The sequence below is a fragment of the Agrobacterium pusense genome (assembly GCF_013285525.1).
GTDB lineage: Bacteria > Pseudomonadota > Alphaproteobacteria > Rhizobiales > Rhizobiaceae > Agrobacterium > Agrobacterium pusense.
In genome coordinates, this window is the sequence record NZ_CP053858.1 from 221679 (window position 1) to 244205 (window position 22527).

The following is a 22527-nucleotide window of genomic DNA, read 5'->3' on the forward strand; positions in this document are numbered from 1 at the left end:
CTGATTTATTGGGCCGATTTGTACTGACGGTCGTAGGCTGACTGCATCGTCTTGATGACCTCATCGTAACCGAGTGCCGTCAGCCTTTTCTTGTAGGCATCCCAACCGGCATCGACATCCTGCGCACCAAGGATCCAGGTTTGCTGCATCTCGGTCATGTATGTGAGAATGCTCGGCCAATAGCGGTCGAAGGTTGCTTTTTCTTCGGCGTTCAGCGACACGCCCATGAACTCGTCCTTAAGGCAATTGCACTTGTCGTACATATCGATACCTTCAAGCGCGATTTTGTTGGTCCACTGGCGTTCATATTCGTAGTCCATCCAGTAGCCGCGCGGTACCTGCGCACCCACGGCCCATAGCTGGGCATTAACCGGGTCCTTGTTTTCAAGAACTTCCTTTTTGAACTGCGGTTTGCCGTCGACCATCTCATAGGTTAGGCCTTCGACACCGAAGTTCGACAGGATACGGCCTTGCTGGGAGAACCAGAAATCGAAGTACTTGATCGTTTCGACCGGATGTTCATTGGCGGCCGAGATCGCCCAGCCAACCGGCTGAACACGCAATCTGCGGGCGTCTTCGAAACGTTGACCGGAGACGGTCTTCGGCGGCAACATTGGCTTCAGCGCGAAACCTTCGATCTTTGGCGACAGCGCGTCGTTATAGGTCGAGGTGCTGGCGAACCAGTCATGCGTCATGCCGCCGAGATTGTTGCCTAGAAGATATTCACGCGACCGGGCGCCGCGCGTGAAGATTTCCTTGTCGATCAGGCCTTCCTTGTACCACTTGGCGACGTTAGAGATGCCGGTCCTGTAGTTTTCTTCAGCCCATGGATGGCGCAACTCGCCGTCATAGACGGCAAAGTCACCATAGCGTTCAGAACCTGAAACGCGGGCATCCCAGAGATTGATAAGGCGAACCGCGTCGATCTCTTCACGGGCAAAATACGGTACTTCGTCCTTCTTTCCGTTGCCATTCGGGTCCTTGTCGCGGAAGGCTTTCAGGACCTCATAGACTTCTTCAGGCGTTTCCGGCTGTTTCAGTCCCAGTTTGTCCAGCCAGTCCTGGCGGATGAACCAGCCGCGGGAGTATTTTCCGTCCGGAACGTAAGGAATGAAATAGAGCTTGCCATCCGGTCCGGAAATCGCGTTGCGGATATCCTTGTGGCTGTCAAAGAATGCCTTGAGGTTGGGGGCGTGTTCCTCGATCAAATCATCAAGCGGAACAAATGCACCTTCCAGCCCATAACGAATGAAGTCTTCCTTTAGTCCGCCTGACGCATCACCGCCGACGATGTCGGGAAGGTCACCCGAAGCGATCAACAGGTTGAAGGCATCGCGGCTGCTGGTGGTCGCCAGCGATGCTACGTTGCGCACACGGATATTGGTCATCTCCGCAGCCTTCTGCTCCACCGGCCACTTTTCCGAATAGACGTATTTGTCGCGGAAGTGGAAGTGGATTGTCAGCTCCAACGGGTCTTCTGATATTTTGCCGGTATCTTGCGCGAAGGCCGGCAAGGCCATTGTTGCTGCAGTCATCAACGCCAGAAGGGGCGTGCTTTTTCGCAGTTTTCTCACAGGTTCTCCTCCCTTGTGCAGCTACTCTTTGACCCCGCCCAGCAAAATTCCCTTTGTGAAATACTTCTGGGCGTAGGGGTAAATGATGAGGACGGGGATGATCGACGCGATCATGATCGCGGAGGTCACCGTCTCGAATGAATAATGGGCTGTGAGCAGGCTCGAAGCGAACTCGTCGTTCGAATTGAGGTCGACGATGACGCGCTTGAGGTAGACTTGCAGCGGGATTTTCTCCTCGCCACGCAGGAGCACCATTGCCCAGAAATACCCGTTCCAGCGCGAGACGACGCAGAACAGCGCCACCGTGACGATGGCCGGTTTGGAAAGCGGAATGAATACTTTCCACAGCAGTTGCAACTCGCTTGCGCCGTCCATCTTGGCGGCTTCCTCGAAAGATTTCGGCACGGCTTCGAAGAAGTTTCGCAACAGGATGACATTGAAGGCGCTGGCCGCGAACCCGATGATGATACCAAAGCGGCTGTCGAGCAGGCCGAGATCCCGCATGTTCAGGAAGAAGGGGATCATGCCGGCATGAAACCAGAGCGTGAAGGCAATCGCGATATTGAAGAAGGTGCGACCGCGCAGGCGCTTGCGTGACAATGCATAAGCGCCCGGGATCATGATCAGCAGGCTCATGAATGTACCGCCGAACGTGTAGATGAACGTGTTGCCGTAAGCGATCCAGAACATCCTGTCCGAGAGGACATGTTTATAGGCCGCCAGAGTAACATCGACCGGCCAAAGGGTGACGCGACCGGCAGTCACCGCGGCCCCTGAGGATATCGAAACTGCTGCGACGTAAATGAACGGGTAAAGCGTCGACAGAACGAATAGCCCTAGAAGAACGGCGTTAGCCCAGCCAAAAATCCTGTCGCCACGCGAATAGAGATTGAAATTTGTCATTTTCAGTTCCTCACCACAGCGATGTCGACGAGACTCTTCGGCTGATGCGGTTTGCCGAATAGACCAGCACGAAAGCGATAACCGCATTGAACAGGCCGGCGGCCGTTGCCAGGTCGTACTGGGTTCCTTGCAGACCGGTGCGGTAGATGAAGGTCGAAACGACGTCGGCAGTCTCGTAGGTGGAAGGGCGGTAGAGAAGAATGATGTATTCGAAACCGACCTCGACCAGATTGCCAATGCGAATAATAAGCATGATGACAATCGTGGGGAGAATGCACGGCAGCGTGATCCGCCACATCATCTGCCAGCGCGAGGCTCCATCGACTCTCGCGGATTCGTAAAGGGTTGGGCTCACACCGGCGATTGCTGCCAGATAGACGATCGATTCAAACCCCGACTCCTTCCAGACCGACGAGCCGATGAAGACAGGCCGAAACCATTCGGGCTGCGTAAGGAAATATATCGGTTCAAGCCCGATGCCCTTCAGCAGAAGATTGACGATGCCGATGGATGGGGAGAGGAAATTGATGACGATACCCGCAACGATCACCACGGAGATGAAGTGGGGCAGGTAAACGATCGTCTGGGCCCAGCGCTTGCCGATTTCGCTCTGAACCTCGTTGAACATCAAGGCCAGAATGATGGGGACCGGAAACGCGAAGATGAGACCGAGGCCACTGATGGTGATGGTGTTCCAGAATGCACGAACGAACATGTCATTCTGGAAAAGCTCGATGAAATTCGCAAAGCCGACCCACGGACTTTTCTCGATGCCACGGAAAATCGAAAAATCCTGAAAAGCGATGACCAGGCCGTACATCGGCTTGTAGAGAAAGAGTGCAAACCAGATGGCCATGGGGGCAAGAAGCAAATAAAGCTGCCAGTCACGGCGCACATCTTGCCAGAGATCGTGGAGCGACTCCTGAAGATACTGTCTCATGGCCGCGCCCTGCCAGCGGCCTTGAGAGATCCGCCGCTTGCGGCGTCAAAAACATGGATGCGCGCCGTATCGATACCGAGCCGGGTAACGCCGTTTAGCGAGTGATCCGCATAAAGCGTTTCGGCTTTGGCGATGAAGGACTGGCCATCGGCCTTACCGTGCAACAGGGCCTCGGCACCAAGCGGTTCAACGAGGTCGATGCTGCAATTGAGCACGTCCTGTCCATCGGCCACTTCTACGGACATGATTTCGGGTCTGATGCCGAGTTTCACCGGCTGGCCCTGCACCGCGTTCCGGGCAAAGGCATCGGGGATCGTCAGGCTTTGTCCGGCATCACCCGTGAGCACGGCTTTGGTGCGGCCATCCTGCTTGTCGATTGTCGCGTCAAAAAGGTTCATGGGCGGAGAGCCGATGAAGCTGGCAACAAAAACATTGGCCGGCTCAAGAAAGACTTCCATCGGCGAGCCGACTTGCTCGATATTGCCGCGGTTCATAATGACTATCCGGTCGGCCAGTGTCATCGCCTCGACCTGATCGTGGGTCACATAGACACTCGTCGCCTGCATACGCTTGTGCAGCTGCTTGATTTCAGCCCGCATATGGGTGCGCAGCTTGGCATCAAGATTGGAAAGTGGCTCATCGAAGAGGAAAATCTTGGGGCGACGTACGATCGCGCGCCCCATGGCAACACGCTGACGCTGCCCGCCCGACAGGTCGGCTGGCTTACGTGCCAGATATTCCGTCAGACCAAGGATTTGGGCGGCTTCGGCAACGGCCTTGTCGACCACATCGCGCTTTTCGCCGCGCACGCGCAGCCCGAAAGCAATGTTCTCGGCGACGTTGAGATGCGGATAAAGCGCGTAGTTCTGGAACACCATGGCGACATCGCGATCTTTCGGGGCGACCTTGTTGACCACCCGCCCATCAATCGCGACGGTGCCGCCGGAGATGTCCTCAAGACCTGCGAGCATGCGCAGTGTGGTGGATTTTCCGCAGCCCGAGGGGCCGACGAGCACGACGAATTCTTGCGGTTGAATGGAAAGGTTGATGCCATGTACGACTTCGAGAGCACCGTAGCGCTTGACGACGTCGTTGATTTGAACTGCGGACATGAAAGGCCCCTCCTCAAAAGCCTTGAATGTTCAGTCAGGCAGGGGCCTTGGCTCCTCTTGACACACGCTTCCTGGTGACGCGCGTATTGACCTGTTCGATGAAGGTCCAGATTTTGGGGTTCTTGGAGAGCTCTGCGATTTTGGATTCCAGCGATCCCAGATGACACTGTACGGCGTCACGCGCTGCCTCGACGTTGCCAGACTCGATCGCATTCACGATCGCATCGTGCTCTTCGATAACCTTTTCCGTGCGACGTACCGCAAATACCCTTTTCAGGTGGCGCATGCGGTCCATTTCACCTTTGGCCTGATTGACAACGCTCCAGGCGCCGGGCAGGCGAGCCGCTGCGAAAATCGTGCGGTGGAATTCCTCGTCGAGCAGGAAAAAGTCAGTAAACTCTTCATCGGCCGCGGCGGTACGCTGCTGCGAAAGACAGGTCTTCAGGCGGGCGATATCTTCAAGTGAGTGCCGCTTGGCAGCCTCTATCACCGCGCCTTCTTCAAGCTTGAAGCGGATGAAACACGCTTCCATGTAACGCTGCACGTCGATCGGCGAGATATAGGTGCCACCCTGCGGTACAACCGTCACGAAACCTTCCTCCGCAAGGCGAATGATCGCCTCGCGCACCGGCGTCTTGCTCACATGCAACAACGCCGCAATTTCCTTTTCGGACAGAGCCCGACCCGGCAGCAGCTTCACTTCCACAATCAATTGCCGAAGCAATGCGTGGATCCGATTGGACATGTTTCCTTCAACTGGCAAATCCTGCGGCGTCACAAGATCGGACAGAGGCAAAGAGGGGAATTCAATGGTATTAGACATATCAATAACCAAACTGAGATATCAGAATATGATTTGACATATCTGTTGATTTCTTGAAAGTCAAGCTTGTGATGAGGATGGAGATGTCGACCTGCCCACAATTCATCCGGATTTTCTACGGAAAGCATCTTCACCCGCAGGCGCTAACACCTTGATTGAAAGCCTTTTTCAGTCCGCCTGTGAATGGCTCGGAATATGCCGTCCGAAAGCGGTGCGTCCGGGAAAGTGTGAACATCCGGCGCAGTTGTTCGCCAACCTTGGCTCCTTCGAAGCATAGAGCAGAGCCAGCACACCTATCCCTGGTCGAGAAGGTCGTCGTGCAGCGTGCGATAACCGTAGACATTGCCGCTCTCTTCCCATGCCTTCGGGAGCAGATCGGTCTGTCGCTTGCGCTCGTTGGCTCGCCTGCTCAGCGGGTTTTTAGCTAGGTGTAAAATCCACTGGGTGAACCCGCAGCAGTCATCACATCATCCGAACCGAAAACTGCAAGCGATGCAAAGCAATGAATGCTCGACTATCACCTTGCATCCCTGGCGAAATTCGCGGCCGATTTTTTTAGGATGTCTCGCTCCTTGGTGACGCGAGCGAGTTCCTTCTTCAGCCGCCTGGTCTCCTCGGCCTCGTCGTTGCCCTTGGCGTTAGACGCCGCAAACTTCTTCTTTCATTCATACAGGGAATGCTGGCTCAGGCCGAGGCGCTGAAAAACCTCCGCGACCGGATAGCCGCGTTCCGTCATCTGATGCACTGTGTCTCGCTTAAAATCTTCGCTGATATTCGGTTTGCTCACGATACTTTTCCTGCCTCAAAATTAGGAAAGAAGGTGTCTACAAACCTAGGGCTATTTAACAGCTGATTATTTTCATTGCTCGACAGAGGTTAACCATTTCGAATTTTTGGGGGCAACGCCTGATGAGCGTCGCTCGATAAAGGTCGATGCGATAAGAATGCGTTTTGCGACGACCGGCTGCCCCCTTGTTTCGATACGTTCCAGCAGTAGGCGCATCGCTGTAGCGCCCATTTCCACACCTTGTACCCTGATGGTCGTCAGGGGCGGAGATATTTGGGTCGCGGCGGAAAAATCACCGAAGCCGACAACGGACATATCGTCTGGTATGCGGTAGCCGCGTGCTAGAAGTTCGGAAACAGCGGTGAGCGCCAGCCCATCGTGAGCGCAGAACAAGGCTGTGGGTGCTATCCCGGCAGTGTGAAGAGCTTGCAGCGCAGGGATAAAGCCTCCATCTTCGTCAAAGCGCAGGACATGCAGTCTCGCATCGGCATGTTGCTCCAAACTTTCGCGTAGACCGTGATATCGTTCCATACGACCGCGATAGCCTTCCTTCCCCTGCACGAAGGCGATGTCGCGATGCCCCAGCCCAAACAAATACTCGCCGACCGCTATGCCTGCTTCGTGGTCCGTTCCGCCGACATGATCGGCTTGTTCAAGTGGAAACACCCACCCCAGTCGAACCGAAGGCACGCCGGACGCTTTTACAATGTCCAGCGTCTTTTGTTCATGCGGACCAACAAGAATGATGCCTGCGCTATCCTCCACCATCGCCTCGACCCTGCCGGCGTCATGCGTCCACTGCAATCGTACGGCTTGACCCAGTCGATGCGCCTCCTTCTGCATGCCGTCCTGCAGCATCGTCCGCAACTCGTAGCTCACGCTATCGACCTGATCGTGAAAGATCAGGGTGATCTCGCGTTGCTCGTCGGCTGGTTTCGGGCGCTGGTAGCCCAACATTGCGGCAGCGTCCTCGACGCGTTTGCGCGTCGCCTCACTGACCCCGGCTTTTCCTGAAAGTGAGCATGAGACGGCAAATTTTGACAGGCCGGTGTGATTGGCGATGTCCTGCAATGTCACTTTGCGCATAACGCATCCTCCCACCGTGAACCTGCGTCTCGAAATAAATTCAACATAACGCTTTACCTAACAAGCCACATAATACAAGCTAAACAAATTCGGGCATGCAAGCTATTTTTTAGCGTCGCAGCCGTCCGAGGAATCGCGGGATCGATCCTGAGGAGGAGAGATAATTCCGCGATGCGTGACTGGAGGAGGAAACAAATGCAAGGATTTAATCGCCGCGCGTTTCTCGCTGCGAGCACCGCTGCCGTCATACTACCCGCTTTGCCAGCGTTCGCGCAGAAGAGCACCGTCAAAGACCCTGCCATGCTGGAGGCGTTGGTCAAGGAGGGTAAGCTGCCCGCCGTCGTTGACCGCCTGCCGCTCAATCCGCTTGTCATCACGCCGCTTGACCGCGTCGGAACGCACGGTGGTGACTGGAACAGCGCGATCGTCGGTGGTGGGTCCCTGTCGATGTTGTTTCGATATCAGGCTTACGAGCCACTGCTGCGATATAAGCCCGACTGGTCGGGTGTGGTACCGAATGTCGCGGAGGACTACGAGAGCAATGCCGATGCCACGGAGTTCACTTTCAGATTGCGCAAGGGCATGAAGTGGTCTGACGGTCAGCCGTTCACTACCGAGGACATCATGTTCTGGTACGAGGACATCTTCAATTACGAGGGCCTTAACGATATCGGCCAGAACCATCTGCGTGCGGGCGGAAAAAAGGCCCGTTTCGAGGCGTTGGACGATGTGACGTTCAAGGTGATTTTTGCCGCGCCCAACGGTCTTTTCCCGCTGCGGCTGGCTTGGGCGAATGATGATCAGACCACCCGTGCGCCGAAACATTACCTCAAGCAGTTCCACATCAAGTACAACCCAAATGCTGAACAGGAAGCTAAGACCAAGGGCGCGTCTGGCTGGATTCAGTTGTTTCAGCGCGAAGCGGGCCTCGTCGTGGACAACGAGTTTTTTCAGAACTCCCAACGTCCCGTTATCCACGCCTGGAAGATGGCGGTTGCGCCGGGACAGAGCACCGACCGTGCCATCGCTGAGCGCAACCCGTTCTACTGGAAAGTCGACACCGAGGGAAATCAATTGCCCTACATTGATCGCATCGTCTACCAGATGGTCGCCGATGCACAGGTATTGTTGTTGAAGGCGATGCAGGGCGAAATCGATCTTATGGATCAGTATATCGCAACGCCCGCAAACCGGGCAGTGCTTTACGACTCCCAGGACCAGGGCCAGTTTGGCTTATATACGCTGACGTCGACCGAAACCAACGAGATGGTTTTTCAGCTTAATCTCAATCATCCGGACGAAGCCAAACGCAAGCTTTACGGCAACAGGGATTTTAGGGCAGCGCTGTCAATGGCGCTGGACCGGCAGGCGATTATCGACACTGTTTTCATCGGACAGGGAACGATCTCCCAACCGGCCGTGCGGGCGGAGGACCCTCTTTATAACGAACGTCTGGCTACGCAATTCACCCAATACGACCCCGACGCAGCCAACGCCCTGCTCGACAAGATACTTCCCACCAAGGATGGTGAGGGTTTCCGGCAGGATGAAAACGGCAAGCGCGTGACGGTGATATTCGAGATCGACCAGGCTCGAACCACATTCCTTGACATTTTCCAGCTGGCGCTGCCGATGTTTCACGCGGTGGGTGTGGACGTGCAGATGCGAAGCATGGACCGGTCGCTTTGGGAGGTGCGGGTGCGTCAGGGCATCGACTATGACGCCACTGCACACCGCTTCGGCGGCAATGGCGGCATCGCGGCTATTCTCGATCCGCGCTATTTCATTCCCAACACGACTGAGGCGCTCTACGCCAAGGGGTGGCAATTGTGGTACCGCGATCCTGCGTCCAAGGGTGCGGTCGAGCCGCCTCAACCGGTCAAGGACGCGTTGGCGCGGTATGACCGCGTGCTGGGCTCGCCGGACCCAGACGTGCAGCGCAAGCTGATGTCCGAAATACTGGAGATCGCGGCCGACCAGTTTTACGTCTTCGGCGTTTGCCTTCCCAGCGACAGTTACGGCGTGGTGAAGAACAACATGCAGAACGTTCCCAAATCCATGCCGAATTCGTGGGGATATCCCACACCCGGGCCAGCCAACCCGGAAACCTTTTTCAAGGCCTGATTCCACCGTTCCATTCCGGCATCAACTGAGCCCTTTTGGAAACATCGAACCTTTTCAGTCGCCCGCAAAAGGCGTGACGGCATAATATTGTCATTGGAGAACACATGTTGCATCGACCAAACGCCATTTCCGGAGCTGCAGTTCGTTCTCCAGACTGGTTTAAATCCGCCACTCGTTGGACCCAATTGACCTTTGCGGAGGACGACCCGGCGAAATATGACCCCGAGTTCTGGATCGACGTCTTCAAGCGCACCAAGTCGAATGCAGTCTGCCTTTCTGCTGGCGGCTATATCGCCTATTACCCAAGCGAAATCCCCCTGCATTACGTGTCCAGCTTCATTGGCGATACCGATCCGTTTGGCACGATCGTGGAAGGCGCGCGCAAATTGGGAATGCACGTCATGGCGCGCGTTGACCCACATGCGGTCCACGAGGATGCAGCACGGGCCCATCCCGAATGGGTGGCCATCAATCAGGACGGAAGTCCGCGTGAGCACTGGGCATTTCCCGGAATCTATGTCACCGATGCGCTGGGAAGTTATAACCGCGACTTCACAACCGACGTCATTCGCGAAGTCGTAACCAAATATGACATCGATGCCGTGTTCGCCAACCGCTGGCAGGGCCATGGCGTGTCCTACAGCGACGACAATCGCATACGATTCAGGCAGGAAACTGGTTTTGATTTGCCGATGAGACCGGATGCGACGGATCCGGCATGGCAGGCGTGGGCTGCCTGGCGCAGACGCATACTTACCGAGCTCGTAGTCTATTGGGACGAGACGGTCAAATCCATCCGTCCCCATGCCAGCTTCATTCCAAATATGAGCGGTTCGTCACTGATGGAATTCGACCTTTCGCTCATACAGAAACATTGCCCGATCCTGTTCGTGGACCACCAGGCGCGACAGGGTGTGGAGGTTGGCTGGTCTGCTGGACGAAACGGCAAACGTATTCGTGGAACGTTCCGTGACCGACCCGTTGGCCTCATCACCTCCATCGGACCAGAGGAAGAGTACCGATGGAAGGATTCCGTCCAGAGCGGTGAGGAAATCAAGCTCTGGATTCACGACGGCATTGCGCAGGGCCTTTTCCCATGGTTCACGAAATTCAATGCCTGCGTTCCTGACAGCCGCTGGGTGCAGCCCGTTGCAGAAGCCTTTAATCTTCATGCGGACATTGAGCCGTATCTGGAGGCCATGCAGCCAACTGCCGAAATCGCGATCATTGATCCATCCACGACGTTGCGGCACTGGGCACCGGAGCAACGTCATATCGCCGAACATAATGATCTCGGCTTTTATCATGCGCTGGTGGAAGCACGCATTCCGTTTGAATTTCTATCCGATCAGGTGATGACCCCGGATGCGCTTGATCGCTTCAAGCTCGTTGTTCTGGCCAATGCCACCTATCTTTCCGACGAACAATGCGCGGCCATCGAACAGTATGTACAGCGAGGCGGGTCGGTCTTTGCCGCGCATGAAACCTCGCTCTGTAATGAAGTCGGCGAGCGGCGCGAAAATTTCGGGCTATCTAATGTCTTCGGTGCTTCGCTGGCATCGGCGCCACGTGGCCCGGTCAAGAACACCTATGTCGCACTGTCTGATCCGCACCCCGTGAACGAGGGCTACGAGGGTGCCGCACGCATTATCGGCGGCACACACCTGATTGCCGTCGATGCCAATCCGGACGTTGAAACGCCGTTCCTTTACGTCCCTGATTTTCCGGATTTGCCCATGGAGGAGGTCTACCCACGCGAAGCCCCGAGCGGCGCTGCGGTGATTGCGCGTGAGACCGGCCATGGAGGTCGTGTGGTCTACATTCCATGGAACATTGGCGAGGTTTTCTGGAAAGTGCTTGCACCCGATCATGGCAAGCTGATCGCCAACGCCGTGAACTGGGCTCTTGGCCAAGACCATCGTGTGACGGTCGGAGGGAAGGGTATCATAGACATTGCCGTTTATGAAAACGAGGACTCGATGGCAATCTTCCTCGTCAACCTTACCAACCCGATGATGATGAAAGGTCCTTTGCGGGAGGTCTATCCTATTGGTGAGCAGACACTATCGATCGAGCTGCCAAAAGGTAGCTCGTCTGCCACGGTGAAACTGCTTGTGAAAAACGAGACCGTGTCCTGCAAGATCGTTGGCAACCGTGCAGAAATCACCGTGCCTTCCATTCGGGACCTCGAAGCGGTTCATCTGACCTGGCAATCATAAGCCGGATAGCGTGTAGCGGGAGGAACCCATGCTGACATATGTGGCGAAGCGCGTTCTTTACATGATTCCGACCTTGTTCGGCATGTCCTTGATCGCATTCATGATCATTCAGTTGCCACCCGGCGATTATCTGACCTCGCTTCTCTCCACCATGGCCGATGGTGGGCAAAATCTGGACGAGGCGACGATTACGCGCCTTCGCGCGCAATACGGTCTCGATCAACCTGTCTATGTCCAGTATTTCGTGTGGATCAGCGGAATATTGACCCGAGGCGATTTCGGATATTCGTTCGAGTGGAACCAGCCGGTCTCGACCCTGATCTGGGACCGAATGGGATCGACGCTGTTGATCTCGCTGGCAAGTCTCTTGCTCGTTTGGGCGATTTCGCTTCCGATTGGGATCTATTCTGCCGTCAGGCGCCATTCCTTCGGCGATCACGCCTTTACCCTTCTCGGCTTCATCGGGCTGGCCGTTCCGAATTTCATCATGGCGCTGACCTTGATGTATGCGAGCTACCGGTTTCTGGGACAAAGCGTTGGCGGCATATTTTCTCCCGCTTTCGTCGATGCGCCGTGGAGCATCGCAAAATTCAACGACATGCTCAGCCATATGTGGATACCTGTGATCGTCATCGCCATGTCAGGCACTGCCGCCATGATCAGAATTCTGCGGGCAAATCTGTCGGATGAATTGAGCAAGCCCTATGTCGTCACGGCGCGGGCCAAGGGTTTGCCTGAGCGCAAGGTCATTGTGAAATACCCCGTCCGCATCGCGCTCAACCCTTTCGTCAGCTCGATCGGCTGGGTGCTGCCGGATCTCGTTTCCGGCGTCACCATCACCGCCATCGTGCTGAACCTTCCAACGGCGGGACCGCTTCTGCTGCGGGCGCTGGTCGGTCAGGACATGTATCTGGCCGGAAGTTTCATTCTCTTAATGGGCGTGCTGACACTGGTGGGCATGCTGATTTCAGACATATTGCTGGCGGTGCTCGACCCCCGCATCCGGTTCAATTGAAGGGGTGGCCATGTCGATCAACCAGAACCCCACCATCGCGCTGGAAACCGGCCCCGCCATCAGCCCCCTGAAGTCCGGGCGCAAGGTGGTAAGCCTCGAGGCGGCAGGGCAATGGACGCTCATTCGCCAGCGCTTCTTTCGCCACAAGGTCGCAGCATTTGCTGCGGGCATTATTCTGTTGCTCTATTTCATAGGCGCCTTTGCCGAGTTCCTGGCACCCGGCCTGCCGAACACGTCGCGCCCGCAATACACCTTTGCGCCGCCGCAAAGCATCGCTTTATTTGCGCCGGCCGCCGATGGCGGTTCCCGCTTTCTGCCGCACGTCAAGGGCTATAAAATCGAGATCGAGCCGAAAGCCCTCCGGCGCAGCTTCGTTGTCGATGAAACGAAAATCATTCCTATCGGGTTCTTCGTCAAAGGGGCGCCGTATAAGCTTTGGGGCATCATCCCGATGGAAAGGCATCTGGTTGGGCCGCTTGACGCCCGCGATCCAATGTACCTGTTGGGTTCGGACCGGCTCGGACGAGACCTCATGAGCCGCCTGATTTATGGAACCCGCGTTTCCATGTCCATCGGCCTTGTCGGCGTCGCCATTTCGCTGACGCTTGGCGTCGTGATGGGTGCGGTCTCCGGTTATTACGGAGGTTGGGTCGATACCCTCATCCAGCGTATCATCGAGATTGTGAGCGCTATGCCGACGATCCCGCTTTGGCTGGGGCTGGCCGCTGCCATTCCGCTCAATTGGTCACCGCTATCGGTCTATTTCGTCGTAACCCTGATTGTTTCGCTGCTGAGCTGGACGGGTTTGGCACGTGAGGTGCGGGGACGGTTCTTCGCGCTGCGCGGTGACGATTTCGTGACGGCTGCCCGGCTGGACGGTGCAGGGGAAAGGCGGATCATATTCCGCCACATCCTTCCATCACTAACCAGCCACATTCTGGCAGTGGTGACACTTGCCATTCCGACCATGATCGTCGCTGAAACTTCACTGTCGTTTCTCGGGGTCGGTCTGAAACCGCCGGTCGTCAGCTGGGGTGTGCTGTTGCAGGATGCCCAGAACGTGCGCACGGTTGCCACGGCGCCATGGCTGCTGATCTGGCCGAGCCTTGCAGTGGTCCTGGCGGTGCTGTCCTTCAATTTCTTCGGCGATGGCCTGCGCGATGCAGCCGACCCTTACGATAGCTGAAAGGAAGTAAGATGACGAAGCACGAGACCTTGCTGACGGTCAAAGACCTGTCCATCGATTTCCAGCTCAGAACTCATGTGCTGCATGCCGTTCGTAATGTCAGTTTCAACCTTGAACGCGGAAAGACGCTTGCGCTGGTAGGAGAAAGCGGTTCAGGAAAATCAGTGACCGCCCGCGCCCTGATGCGGATCATCGACAAGCCCGGACAGATGACAGGCGGCCAGATCGTCCTCGATGGGCCCAAGGGACCAGTCGATATCGCGAAATTTGCCGCGAGCAGTCGCGAGGTCCTGGCCATTCGCGGTGGTCGGATCGGCCTGATTTTTCAGGAACCGATGAGTTCGCTGTCGCCGGTCCATACCATCGGCTCACAGATCATCGAAGCCGTGCGTCTGCACCGCCGCGTGTCGAAGAGACAGGCTCGGGAGCGTTGTATCGAATTGCTGCGCCAGGTGGAGATACCGCAGCCGGAAGTGATGGCCGACAGATACACCTTCGAGTTTTCCGGCGGAATGCGCCAGCGGGCGATGATTGCCATGGCGCTCGCCTGCGACCCGGAAGTTCTGATCGCCGATGAACCGACGACCGCGCTGGATGTGACGACGCAGGCCGAAATCCTCGATCTTATCAAACGGCTGCAGGTGGAGCGCGGCATGGCGATGCTGCTCATCACCCACGACATGGGCATCGTTGCCGAAGTGGCCGACGAGGTCGCCGTCATGCGCTTTGGCAAGATTGTCGAAAAAGGACCGGTGGACGAGATTTTCCACGCCAGCAAGCATCCCTACACGCGGCAACTTCTGGAAGCGACGGTCAAACTCGAGAGCGGTGCAGCGACGCGCATGCTGCTGGCGTCGCTCACGGCCAACGTTGATCCGATCTTGTCAGTGCGCAATCTGTCCAAAGTCTACGGTGCGCCGTCCGGATTGTTTTCACGCAGCGGCGGTCGTGGGCTGGTGGCGGTGGACGATGCAAGTCTCGACCTGTTTGCCGGCGAAAATCTCGGCATTGTCGGCGAAAGCGGATCGGGCAAAACCACACTAGGGCGAATGATACTTCGGATCGTTGAGCCGACATCCGGCAAAATTGCGTATCGCGGACGCCCGGATGCTGCCCCGATGGACGTCACCAAACTAAGCAAAGTGGATTTGCGCCGCTACCACCAGGATGTGCGTCTTATCTTTCAGGACCCATTTGCGTCGCTCAACCCCCGTATGACGGTGAAGCAGATCATCGGAGATCCTCTTGTCATCGCCGGTGGCATGCCCGGCAAAGCGGTGGAGACCCGCGTTGCCGAGCTTTTGCAGAAGGTCGGGCTCGATCCCTTGGCGATGGAAAGATACCCGCATGCCTTTTCCGGTGGCCAACGCCAGCGTATCGGGATTGCAAGAGCGCTCGCCGTCAACCCGAAGGTCATCGTCGCCGATGAGGCGACTTCGGCTCTCGACGTGTCGATCCGAAGCCAGATCCTCGACCTGCTGCTCGACATTCAAAAGCAGCTCAATCTCAGCTTCATCTTCATTTCGCACGATATCTCGGTGGTACGCTATTTCTGCGACCGCGTCGCCGTTATGCACAAAGGCAAGATCGTCGAGATCGGAGATGCGGAAACCATCTGCACCACGCCCTCGCAGCCCTATACCAAGCGACTGATCTCTTCTGTTCCGAACCCCGACCCCCGCAACAAGCGCATGCTGCACCGCCTGCGCGCAGACCAAGTTTGAGGTCACTGCCGATGCCGAAATTCGCCGCCAATCTGTCCATGCTTTATACCGAACATCCGTTCATGGAGCGGTTCGCCGCCGCCGCTGCCGATGGTTTTGCGGCAGTCGAATATGTCAGCCCCTACGAGGAGGCGGCAGAGACGATCGCAGGGGAGCTCAGGAAGTGCAATCTCGTCCAGGCTCTGTTCAACCTGCCACCCGGCAACTGGGCCGCAGGCGAGCGCGGCATCGCCAGCCTGCCGGACAGGGTCTCCGAATTTGAGACGTCCGTTGAAACGGCGATCGGCTATGCAAAAGTTCTGGGATGCCGAAAGATCAATTGTCTGGCCGGTATTCAACCGCGCGGTGTCGATCCGCAGGTTCTGGAAGACACGCTTGTCGGCAATCTCGGTCACGCTGCGCAACGTCTGGCGGATTCCGGAATTGCCCTTGTCTTCGAGCCCATCAACACTCGCGACATACCCGGATATTTCCTCACCAATACCGATCAGGCCGAGCGGATCATGGACCGTGTCGGGCATTCCAACCTGCTGATCCAGTATGATTTCTACCACATGCAGATCATGCAGGGCGATCTCGTCGCGACCTTCGAGCGCCTGCAGAACAAAATCGGCCACGTTCAGATCGCAGATAATCCCGGACGCCATGAGCCGGGAACGGGCGAGATCAACCACGATTTCATCTTCAAACGTCTGGATGAACTTGGTTACGACGGATGGGTCGGCTGCGAATATCGACCGGCGGCTACCACCAGCGCAGGTCTTGACTGGTTGAAAGCATATCAACAGAAGGAATGAGCCATGAAAATAGGATTTATCGGCCTGGGCGTCATGGGCCGCCCGATGGCGCAGCATCTGATCGATGCCGGTCATGAGCTTTATCTTCACAGGGTCAAACCGGTGTCGAACCATCTCTTGGGAAGCGGTGCGAGGGCCTGCGGTTCAGCTACAGAAGTGGCGCGCAGCGCCGAGATCGTGATTTTGATGCTGCCGGACACGCCCGATGTGGAAGCAGTATTGTTCGGCGATGATGGCGTCGCGCGAGGCCTCGATGCGGGAAAGCTCGTCATCGACATGAGCTCGATTTCACCGATTGCGACGAAGGATTTTGCCGCCCGTATTGAGGCGCTGGGATGCGATTATCTCGACGCGCCGGTGTCGGGCGGTGAAGTTGGCGCCAAAGCGGCGTCGCTGACCATCATGGTCGGCGGAAAACCGGATATTTTCGAGCGCGCAAGACCACTGTTTGAAAAGATGGGCAAGAACATCACCCTGATCGGTGACGTTGGAAACGGTCAGGTTGCAAAGGTCGCCAATCAGATTGTTGTCGCCCTGAATATTCAGGCCGTTTCGGAAGCCCTTCGCTTTTCGAAAAAAGCCGGAGCGGACCCCTCGGTCGTGCGCAGGGCCTTGATGGGTGGCTTTGCCGCGTCCCGCGTGCTGGAGGTTCACGGCGAAAGGATGATCAACGAAACATTCGAGCCCGGCTTTCGCATACGTTTGCATCACAAGGACATATCGCTCGCGCTTGAGTCGGCGCGTCTGCTGGAGCTTATGCTGCCCAACACTGCAATGGTTCATCAGCTGATGAATGGCGCGCTGGAAAGAGGGCTGGGCGATAAAGACCACTCGGCGTTGATCAAAGCCTTGTAGTTCAAACGAGACCTTGTGATTGATAGTCGCGCAATCCAGCGTAAAGCGCGCAAAATCAGTAGATTGGTCTCTCGGTCGGGCCGCAAGACCGTTGGCGAGGAACCGCATGTAGTCATTTCGGCTTCCCGTTCTGGAGCTAAGCGAGGAACAGCGAGATTCCGGATCCCATGGGTGGGCGGCGGTCACCTGGGAATGGGTGATCGCTAAGACGCGCGTCCTAAATGAATTTGCCCTTTCGACAGGTGTCGATGGCAACAGTTCTGCGTAACTTCCCCGTAATTTTCGGCGGCCATACGTCTCTGCCTCAACGGTCAATCGACGACCGCCGTGGCGGTGAACGGATGAATAGGCATCAAAAAAGATTATCTCGGGCGTACTCGTTTGCGTGGCACTGACCGCGTGCAGCCAGACGGAAAAGGGCGCCGGCATTGGCGCGGCGAGCGGTGCAATCATCGGGGGGCTGGCAAGCGGTACCTGGGAAGGCGCCGCAGTGGGAGCTGCCGCAGGCGGCGCGGGTGGCGCTGTGATAGGAAACATCAGCGAACGTAACGAAAGGAACCGCCGGGACCGTTGGGAACGACGGGATCACCGCGACCACAGCTGCAGATACCGGGATTATTACGGTCGCTGCCGCTAGAGATTGCAGCCGGCTGCCGCACGTCAAAGGCGAGAGTGATATCGAAAAACTCCGGCTCTCCACCCTCCGCAGCCACATAACTTCATTTCTATTGAGGAATATGCGGAGAGGGATAAAGCGCCGCGCCAACCTTCCGAGCGGCCGCCGCTAGGCGCTTATCCCTCGTCCACAAGCTGGATCGTCTGTCCAGGAGAGTTGAAGTCAACAAATGTGCATCAGTATAACCGATCCCCATGCTGAATATCGAATGGCGATCAATGACTGTCATCACCTCTGCATGGGTTGCAACTACTGCTTCACGCTGAGCTGTGAGAAACGCTAATACCGCATCCCGTTCTCGCAGACTACCCAAGGCCAGTTCACCGACAACGAAAGGGTGGCAAAGCAGCTGATCATCTCCGATGATTTTGACGAGCTCCGGGTTTACGTGTCGGAAATGATCAATCCAGATTGAACTGTCGACAAGGATCACTTCCCCACTTCGCTCCGGCGGCGAGGCGCTGCCTCAGCCTCAGGCATAGTGCCTCCAAGAGCGATCAGCCGCTTGCCAGACTCGACTCGCACCAAAGTCTCTAGTGCCTGACGCACAAGAGCCGCCGTTTCCTTCGTGCCCGTTAGGGACTTTGCTCTTTCCATAAGGCTGTCGTCGAGATTGATGGTTGATCGCATAACTCGCTCCAAAACGTTGATATGCAAATAGCACCAATTGGTGCAGAAATCTACGCCCATCAAGCCCGGATTGTTTTATGCCATTGCAGTCGCGCTTCGAATCTCTTCAAGAGCGAGACGAGGAGGCTCGGTCCAGATGCAACCTGGTATGGGGATCTGAGCCGAGCATCTCATTCGATCTTACGCAGCTTCCCAAACCTGATTGAGAATCTTCGCAGCCAGTGCGGCTTTGTCTTGCGGCAAGAAGCGACCGTAGTGCTGCTGGACGACATCGGGCGTATCCTGAATTGCATAGCTGGCCTGCTCGTAGGATCCGGTCTGCTTCAAAATATGCGTCGCGAGAATGTCCCGCAGGTTATGCGGTCCATGCGGCAGGAGGCCCTTGATCGCACCCCGCCCGGTATAGGGATTATAGATGCCGTAACGTTGGATGACAGTCCGCCAAGCCTCGTAGAATGTGGTCGAATTGTAAGAAGCATCAATGCTGGTCGTTTTCACCGTCTTGACGAATAGCGTTTGGGGATCTTTCGCACCGCCGAGCAGAACTCCACGATGCCTGTCGATATACGCGTCGAGGTATTTGTAGAGATCAAGAAGGTCCGGCAGTATCAGCCGAAACGGTTTCTGTCCGAAGAAGGAAGAGCCAGAGTTTTTGAAGGCGACCGATGGGATAAGCACCTCCCAGCCATGGTCGCGATCACTCCAACGTAGCTCACCACATTTCATGTACTCAAGCCGGCGTTCCGATGTCGGATAGTGTCCACGCGGGCAGACGCGTAACTGGCGAAGGTTCTTTTGTCTGAGCCCAAGGTGCAGGCCAAGCCGAAGCAACAGGAATGATCTGACGGCCTCGGCGGCCGGTCGTGGATATCTGTTCTCGTCCGGCATACGTTTCACGATCTCGTCCGTGATCTTGCGATATTCCGCTAATGGACTGTCCGCTTCAAGTACACACATGATCGATTCAAATGGATCGCGATGCACACGCATCACTCGCTGGATCTCCTTGGAACGGTTCGCGGCATGTCGGTGAAACGCATCACAGGCACCATGCCAGTCGCGAGCCGCGAAATCGATTTCTTCCTGCTCAATCAAGCCCACGATCGGCCTGACGTTCTTAAGCAGTTCCGGGTGTTGCCGGATCCAGCCGACATCCGCGCGAGATAGGGCTTGGGCGACCATGAGCATGTCTTCTTCCCATTTGGTGTAAAAGCCACGTCGTTGTTCCCGCCACTGCAGATACCAGTCCCAGACTCCTGGGAAGATGAGGAGGCCAAAGCTCAGGTGGCTGAGTGGTACAGCGCAGCCCTTCACGGCACTACCTGGTGAAGCCGCTAGTGCGCCGAACATCAATCCGAGGTGCTCGATCTTCTGAGAGGCCGTTTCCTCGCCCCAGACGCCGTTTCGTTGGAAACCAATCGCGGTCAGTGTTGAGGTTTTGAAACGGATGAGGTCAGCCATTTCCATTGCAAGCCTTGGCGGCGCGTCGACAACGCCGGAAAGTAGATCTGGATCGTCTAAATCTGCCGCGAGGTTTGAATTAGCCCCGGCCATTGAGGCCAATAGTCGAGAGGGCAAGGCACTGCCACCATAGGTGACGCCAGGAAAGCGAATGGCATAGCGTTGCTTGCTGGCAGCCGCCTGGTATCGACGATATTCGGTCGATCCGGAAATTATCACACGGCGCACCCAATCCAGGATTTCTTCACGTTTGGTGAGGGGAAGGCTCCTGAAATCATCCGGCAGATGCAACAAGATCCTGCGCCGCTCAGCCGGGCTCATATCTCCGAGCTCGTGACCATAAAGCGAGCGCGCCTGATAGGGCAGTTTCTCTTTGAAATATCCCTCGGGAAGTCGGTAGCGTCGCTCGATGCGGCGCAGGATGTCGAAACTCGTTACAGATCGTGGCACACGCTCGCCCTGGATCCAGGATAGCAGCGTCTTGTTGTCAAAGGTCTCATTCAGATGAACAACGGCGCGATAGAGCTGCCAATAAGTGTCGCCGAACCGCCGCATATGATAGATCAATGCGTCCTGAAAGCTCGCCGGATCTTCTGTCGCTTCAAATAGTGCGTCTGGGAACGGGCTGATCAGTTTTGGCGTAGGGCCGCGCTGTGTCGACGCGGACCGGGCAAAGGTGCCGTTGGTCGCCGCGCGTTGCGGCTTTCCGGTCGAGGATGCGGAAGCAGCTTTCTTGGCAGCAACGATTTTGGTCGGGCGAGCCTTTGACTTTGGTGGCCGTCGCTCTTCGGCTGCCGGTGGTGCGCCGAGCCATCGGATGATCGCATCCAGAGCAGGCCGGAGCTGCTTTTTCAGTTCTGCCGTCAGCTCGGCTTCAATACCACACGCCTGACCGATAGCCGTCCAGTCGATATGGCCGTTCAGAAGCGGTGGCGATTTTCGGTAGACAATCAAATTGGCCAGATATGGCCGTAAATTTTCCAACACTCGCCTGGATGCGATTGGAGCGATACGAAGATCGCAGAATTCCGAAATTTTTCGCTGAAAATAACGTGATCAAAGGTCGTGTTTGGTCATGCTCATTCCGTTTCTCTCGGCACCAGTGCCGAGGGCGAGCGGAAATAGGGGGCGCCCGTTAACAAAATATGTTTAGGGCAAGAGGTTATCTGTCGATCGCTGCGTCTTGAACGGAGAACCGCAGTTTGTGGTGCTGAGCGATAGACGAACTTGCAATAGCTCAAATATGGCGATAATTATGAGTTATAGAGAGGCATTCTATAACTCATGAAATGGAACTGGCAAAACACGGATTGGCCAAACTTCAGGTACGACACCGCAAGCCTGGTCCCTTTGGAGCAGAGATTCTTGCAGTCCGCCGGCGAGGTTATCGGTGCTGTCCGGCATTTCAAGGAGGACGACAGCAACCAATTTCGTATTGAGTTGCTGAGCGACGAAGCGGTCAAGACCTCAGAGATTGAGGGGGAATATCTCGACCGCGTGAGCGTCCAGTCGTCACTCCGCCGACAGTTCGGGCTAAACACTGATGACAGACAGATCCGCCCCCAGGAGCGGGGGATCGCAGAGATGATGGCGGATGTCTATCGAAGTTGGCATAGGCCACTGCGTCATGAGGGTCTGTTCCACTGGCATTCAATGCTAATGGCCGGAAACAGATATATTGAAACTGTTGGTGCTTATCGCACGCATGAAGACGCCATGCAGATCGTGTCAGGTCGACTGGATAAGCCGACAATCCACTTTGAGGCTCCCCCGTCTCGCCAGGTTACCGGTGAGATGGAGACTTTCATCGCATGGTTCAATCAATCTGGGCCAAATGGTCAAGCGCCGCTTCAAGCTTTAACGCGCGCAGCCGTAGGCCATCTTTATTTTGAAAGCATACATCCATTTGAGGATGGCAACGGCCGAATTGGGCGCGCGCTGGCTGAGAAATCCCTGTCGCAAAACATAGGGCAGCCAAGTCTCATTTCACTCGCCTTCACAATCGAGAAGAGCCGGAAGGCCTACTATTCCGAGCTTGAGCGGCACCAGCGCACGCTCGATATCACCGGCTGGATCATTTTCTTTTCAGAAACGATCCTGGATGCTCAACGGGCGACGCTTGAGCGCATAGATTTCTTCATTCAAAAAGCAAAGTTTTATGATCGGTTTCGGGGTCGGCTGAACGAGCGGCAGGAAAAGGTAGTCGCGCGCATCTTCAAGGAAGGCACGGCAGGCTTCAAGGGGGGGCTAAGCGCCGAAAACTACATCTCGATCACAGACACGTCCCGCGCTACAGCAACACGCGACCTTCAGCAACTCGTGGAGATCGGTGCACTGACGCGTACGGGTGAACGTCGGCATACCCGGTACTCGCTGTCATTGCAGAAATAAAGTGCTGCTAGTCTAATGAACTCCACCAACGTCATTATCTAGGTGAACGATTGTTCGATTCCGCTCAAGAGCGTTGGAATCCTCCATTGTAAAGCTCAGCATCGTGTTCAGCGTAAACACAAATTGTCTTACTTATCATTCTTGACCATCCTCTCGGCGCGTTTCAGCTAAATCGGTTCGGGTAATTGATTAGCGAGAGGCGGTGCCTCCGTACCTCTCGCCTA

Annotated in this window: 18 protein-coding genes and 1 pseudogene; 9 read left to right on the forward strand and 10 right to left on the reverse strand. The window is 56.0% G+C overall.

Annotated features, from left to right (window positions below):
• Positions 1 to 5: 5 nt before the first annotated feature.
• From HQN82_RS24175 to HQN82_RS24205, 7 genes and pseudogenes are all read right to left on the reverse strand, one after another.
• Positions 6 to 1535, reverse strand: coding sequence for an extracellular solute-binding protein (locus HQN82_RS24175; protein ID WP_173616401.1), 1530 nt, complete (start codon positions 1533 to 1535; stop codon positions 6 to 8).
• Positions 1536 to 1595: 60 nt separating this feature from the next.
• Positions 1596 to 2477 (reverse strand): carbohydrate ABC transporter permease, encoded by an 882-nt coding sequence (locus tag HQN82_RS24180; RefSeq protein ID WP_173616184.1) that lies wholly within the window; start codon positions 2475 to 2477, stop codon positions 1596 to 1598.
• A 10-nt stretch (positions 2478 to 2487) separates the two neighbouring features.
• On the reverse strand, positions 2488 to 3417 hold the full coding sequence (locus HQN82_RS24185) for an ABC transporter permease (RefSeq protein ID WP_004446118.1): 930 nt from the start codon (positions 3415 to 3417) through the stop codon (positions 2488 to 2490).
• The gene (locus HQN82_RS24190; protein WP_173616185.1) at positions 3414 to 4529 is read right to left on the reverse strand and encodes an ABC transporter ATP-binding protein; all 1116 of its coding nucleotides are present in this window, start codon (positions 4527 to 4529) and stop codon (positions 3414 to 3416) included. The genes HQN82_RS24185 and HQN82_RS24190 overlap by 4 nt, the downstream gene beginning before the upstream one ends.
• Before the next feature lie 34 nt (positions 4530 to 4563).
• Complete coding sequence (locus HQN82_RS24195) at positions 4564 to 5274, reverse strand: GntR family transcriptional regulator (RefSeq protein WP_173616186.1); 711 nt, start codon at positions 5272 to 5274, stop codon at positions 4564 to 4566.
• Positions 5275 to 5648: 374 nt separating this feature from the next.
• Positions 5649 to 6139 (reverse strand): annotated as a pseudogene (locus tag HQN82_RS25595) (transposase); the annotation flags it as partial.
• 72 nt (positions 6140 to 6211) lie between these two features.
• Positions 6212 to 7225, reverse strand: a complete 1014-nt coding sequence (locus HQN82_RS24205) for a LacI family DNA-binding transcriptional regulator (RefSeq protein ID WP_173616188.1) — start codon at positions 7223 to 7225, stop codon at positions 6212 to 6214.
• A 195-nt stretch (positions 7226 to 7420) separates the two neighbouring features.
• Between HQN82_RS24205 and HQN82_RS24210 the strand changes: the two genes are divergently transcribed.
• The 8 genes from HQN82_RS24210 (at position 7421) to HQN82_RS24245 (ending at position 17782) form a co-directional block, all read left to right on the forward strand.
• On the forward strand, positions 7421 to 9349 hold the full coding sequence (locus HQN82_RS24210) for an ABC transporter substrate-binding protein (RefSeq protein ID WP_173616402.1): 1929 nt from the start codon (positions 7421 to 7423) through the stop codon (positions 9347 to 9349).
• Between the two features lie 104 nt (positions 9350 to 9453).
• The gene (locus tag HQN82_RS24215; protein ID WP_173616189.1) at positions 9454 to 11568 is read left to right on the forward strand and encodes a family 10 glycosylhydrolase; all 2115 of its coding nucleotides are present in this window, start codon (positions 9454 to 9456) and stop codon (positions 11566 to 11568) included.
• A gap of 28 nt (positions 11569 to 11596) precedes the next feature.
• Positions 11597 to 12583: an ABC transporter permease gene (locus HQN82_RS24220; protein ID WP_173616190.1), complete on the forward strand. Its 987-nt coding sequence runs from the start codon at positions 11597 to 11599 to the stop codon at positions 12581 to 12583.
• A 10-nt stretch (positions 12584 to 12593) separates the two neighbouring features.
• Positions 12594 to 13769 carry an ABC transporter permease gene (locus HQN82_RS24225; RefSeq protein WP_173616191.1) on the forward strand — a complete coding sequence of 392 codons (1176 nt, stop codon included), beginning with the start codon at positions 12594 to 12596 and terminating at the stop codon, positions 13767 to 13769.
• Positions 13770 to 13780: 11 nt separating this feature from the next.
• The gene (locus tag HQN82_RS24230) at positions 13781 to 15493 is read left to right on the forward strand and encodes an ABC transporter ATP-binding protein (protein ID WP_173616192.1); all 1713 of its coding nucleotides are present in this window, start codon (positions 13781 to 13783) and stop codon (positions 15491 to 15493) included.
• Positions 15494 to 15504: 11 nt separating this feature from the next.
• Positions 15505 to 16290 carry a 2-oxo-tetronate isomerase gene (gene otnI, locus HQN82_RS24235; protein ID WP_173616193.1) on the forward strand — a complete coding sequence of 262 codons (786 nt, stop codon included), beginning with the start codon at positions 15505 to 15507 and terminating at the stop codon, positions 16288 to 16290.
• A 3-nt stretch (positions 16291 to 16293) separates the two neighbouring features.
• A complete protein-coding gene (locus HQN82_RS24240; RefSeq protein ID WP_173616194.1) occupies positions 16294 to 17145 on the forward strand; it encodes a 2-hydroxy-3-oxopropionate reductase in 852 nt (283 codons plus the stop codon).
• 385 nt (positions 17146 to 17530) lie between these two features.
• Positions 17531 to 17782 carry a YMGG-like glycine zipper-containing protein gene (locus HQN82_RS24245; RefSeq protein ID WP_427832758.1) on the forward strand — a complete coding sequence of 84 codons (252 nt, stop codon included), beginning with the start codon at positions 17531 to 17533 and terminating at the stop codon, positions 17780 to 17782.
• Between the two features lie 88 nt (positions 17783 to 17870).
• Here the strand turns inward: HQN82_RS24245 and HQN82_RS24250 are convergent, their stop codons facing one another.
• The 3 genes from HQN82_RS24250 to HQN82_RS24260 all read right to left on the reverse strand — a co-directional run bounded on the left by HQN82_RS24250 (position 17871) and on the right by HQN82_RS24260 (position 20947).
• Positions 17871 to 18254, reverse strand: coding sequence for a type II toxin-antitoxin system VapC family toxin (locus HQN82_RS24250; protein ID WP_173616195.1), 384 nt, complete (start codon positions 18252 to 18254; stop codon positions 17871 to 17873).
• Entirely contained in the window at positions 18251 to 18451 is a 201-nt protein-coding gene (locus tag HQN82_RS24255; RefSeq protein WP_006699143.1) for a type II toxin-antitoxin system VapB family antitoxin, read from the reverse strand. The genes HQN82_RS24250 and HQN82_RS24255 overlap by 4 nt, the downstream gene beginning before the upstream one ends.
• 180 nt (positions 18452 to 18631) lie before the next feature.
• The gene (locus tag HQN82_RS24260; RefSeq protein WP_234904969.1) at positions 18632 to 20947 is read right to left on the reverse strand and encodes a hypothetical protein; all 2316 of its coding nucleotides are present in this window, start codon (positions 20945 to 20947) and stop codon (positions 18632 to 18634) included.
• Between the two features lie 249 nt (positions 20948 to 21196).
• Between HQN82_RS24260 and HQN82_RS24265 the strand changes: the two genes are divergently transcribed.
• Positions 21197 to 22303: a Fic family protein gene (locus HQN82_RS24265; RefSeq protein ID WP_173616196.1), complete on the forward strand. Its 1107-nt coding sequence runs from the start codon at positions 21197 to 21199 to the stop codon at positions 22301 to 22303.
• Positions 22304 to 22527: the final 224 nt, after the last annotated feature.

Bases quoted from the DNA above. Each gene is read 5' to 3' on its own strand.
- HQN82_RS24175 (WP_173616401.1), bottom strand. From the start codon at position 1,535: ATGACTGCAGCAACAATGGCCTTGCCGGCCTTCGCGCAAGATACCGGC.
- HQN82_RS24180 (WP_173616184.1), bottom strand. From the start codon at position 2,477: ATGACAAATTTCAATCTCTATTCGCGTGGCGACAGGATTTTTGGCTGG.
- HQN82_RS24185 (WP_004446118.1), bottom strand. From the start codon at position 3,417: ATGAGACAGTATCTTCAGGAGTCGCTCCACGATCTCTGGCAAGATGTG.
- HQN82_RS24190 (WP_173616185.1), bottom strand. From the start codon at position 4,529: ATGTCCGCAGTTCAAATCAACGACGTCGTCAAGCGCTACGGTGCTCTC.
- HQN82_RS24195 (WP_173616186.1), bottom strand. From the start codon at position 5,274: ATGTCCAATCGGATCCACGCATTGCTTCGGCAATTGATTGTGGAAGTG.
- HQN82_RS24205 (WP_173616188.1), bottom strand. From the start codon at position 7,225: ATGCGCAAAGTGACATTGCAGGACATCGCCAATCACACCGGCCTGTCA.
- HQN82_RS24210 (WP_173616402.1), top strand. From the start codon at position 7,421: ATGCAAGGATTTAATCGCCGCGCGTTTCTCGCTGCGAGCACCGCTGCC.
- HQN82_RS24215 (WP_173616189.1), top strand. From the start codon at position 9,454: ATGTTGCATCGACCAAACGCCATTTCCGGAGCTGCAGTTCGTTCTCCA.
- HQN82_RS24220 (WP_173616190.1), top strand. From the start codon at position 11,597: ATGCTGACATATGTGGCGAAGCGCGTTCTTTACATGATTCCGACCTTG.
- HQN82_RS24225 (WP_173616191.1), top strand. From the start codon at position 12,594: ATGTCGATCAACCAGAACCCCACCATCGCGCTGGAAACCGGCCCCGCC.
- HQN82_RS24230 (WP_173616192.1), top strand. From the start codon at position 13,781: ATGACGAAGCACGAGACCTTGCTGACGGTCAAAGACCTGTCCATCGAT.
- otnI (WP_173616193.1), top strand. From the start codon at position 15,505: ATGCCGAAATTCGCCGCCAATCTGTCCATGCTTTATACCGAACATCCG.
- HQN82_RS24240 (WP_173616194.1), top strand. From the start codon at position 16,294: ATGAAAATAGGATTTATCGGCCTGGGCGTCATGGGCCGCCCGATGGCG.
- HQN82_RS24255 (WP_006699143.1), bottom strand. From the start codon at position 18,451: ATGCGATCAACCATCAATCTCGACGACAGCCTTATGGAAAGAGCAAAG.
- HQN82_RS24265 (WP_173616196.1), top strand. From the start codon at position 21,197: ATGAAATGGAACTGGCAAAACACGGATTGGCCAAACTTCAGGTACGAC.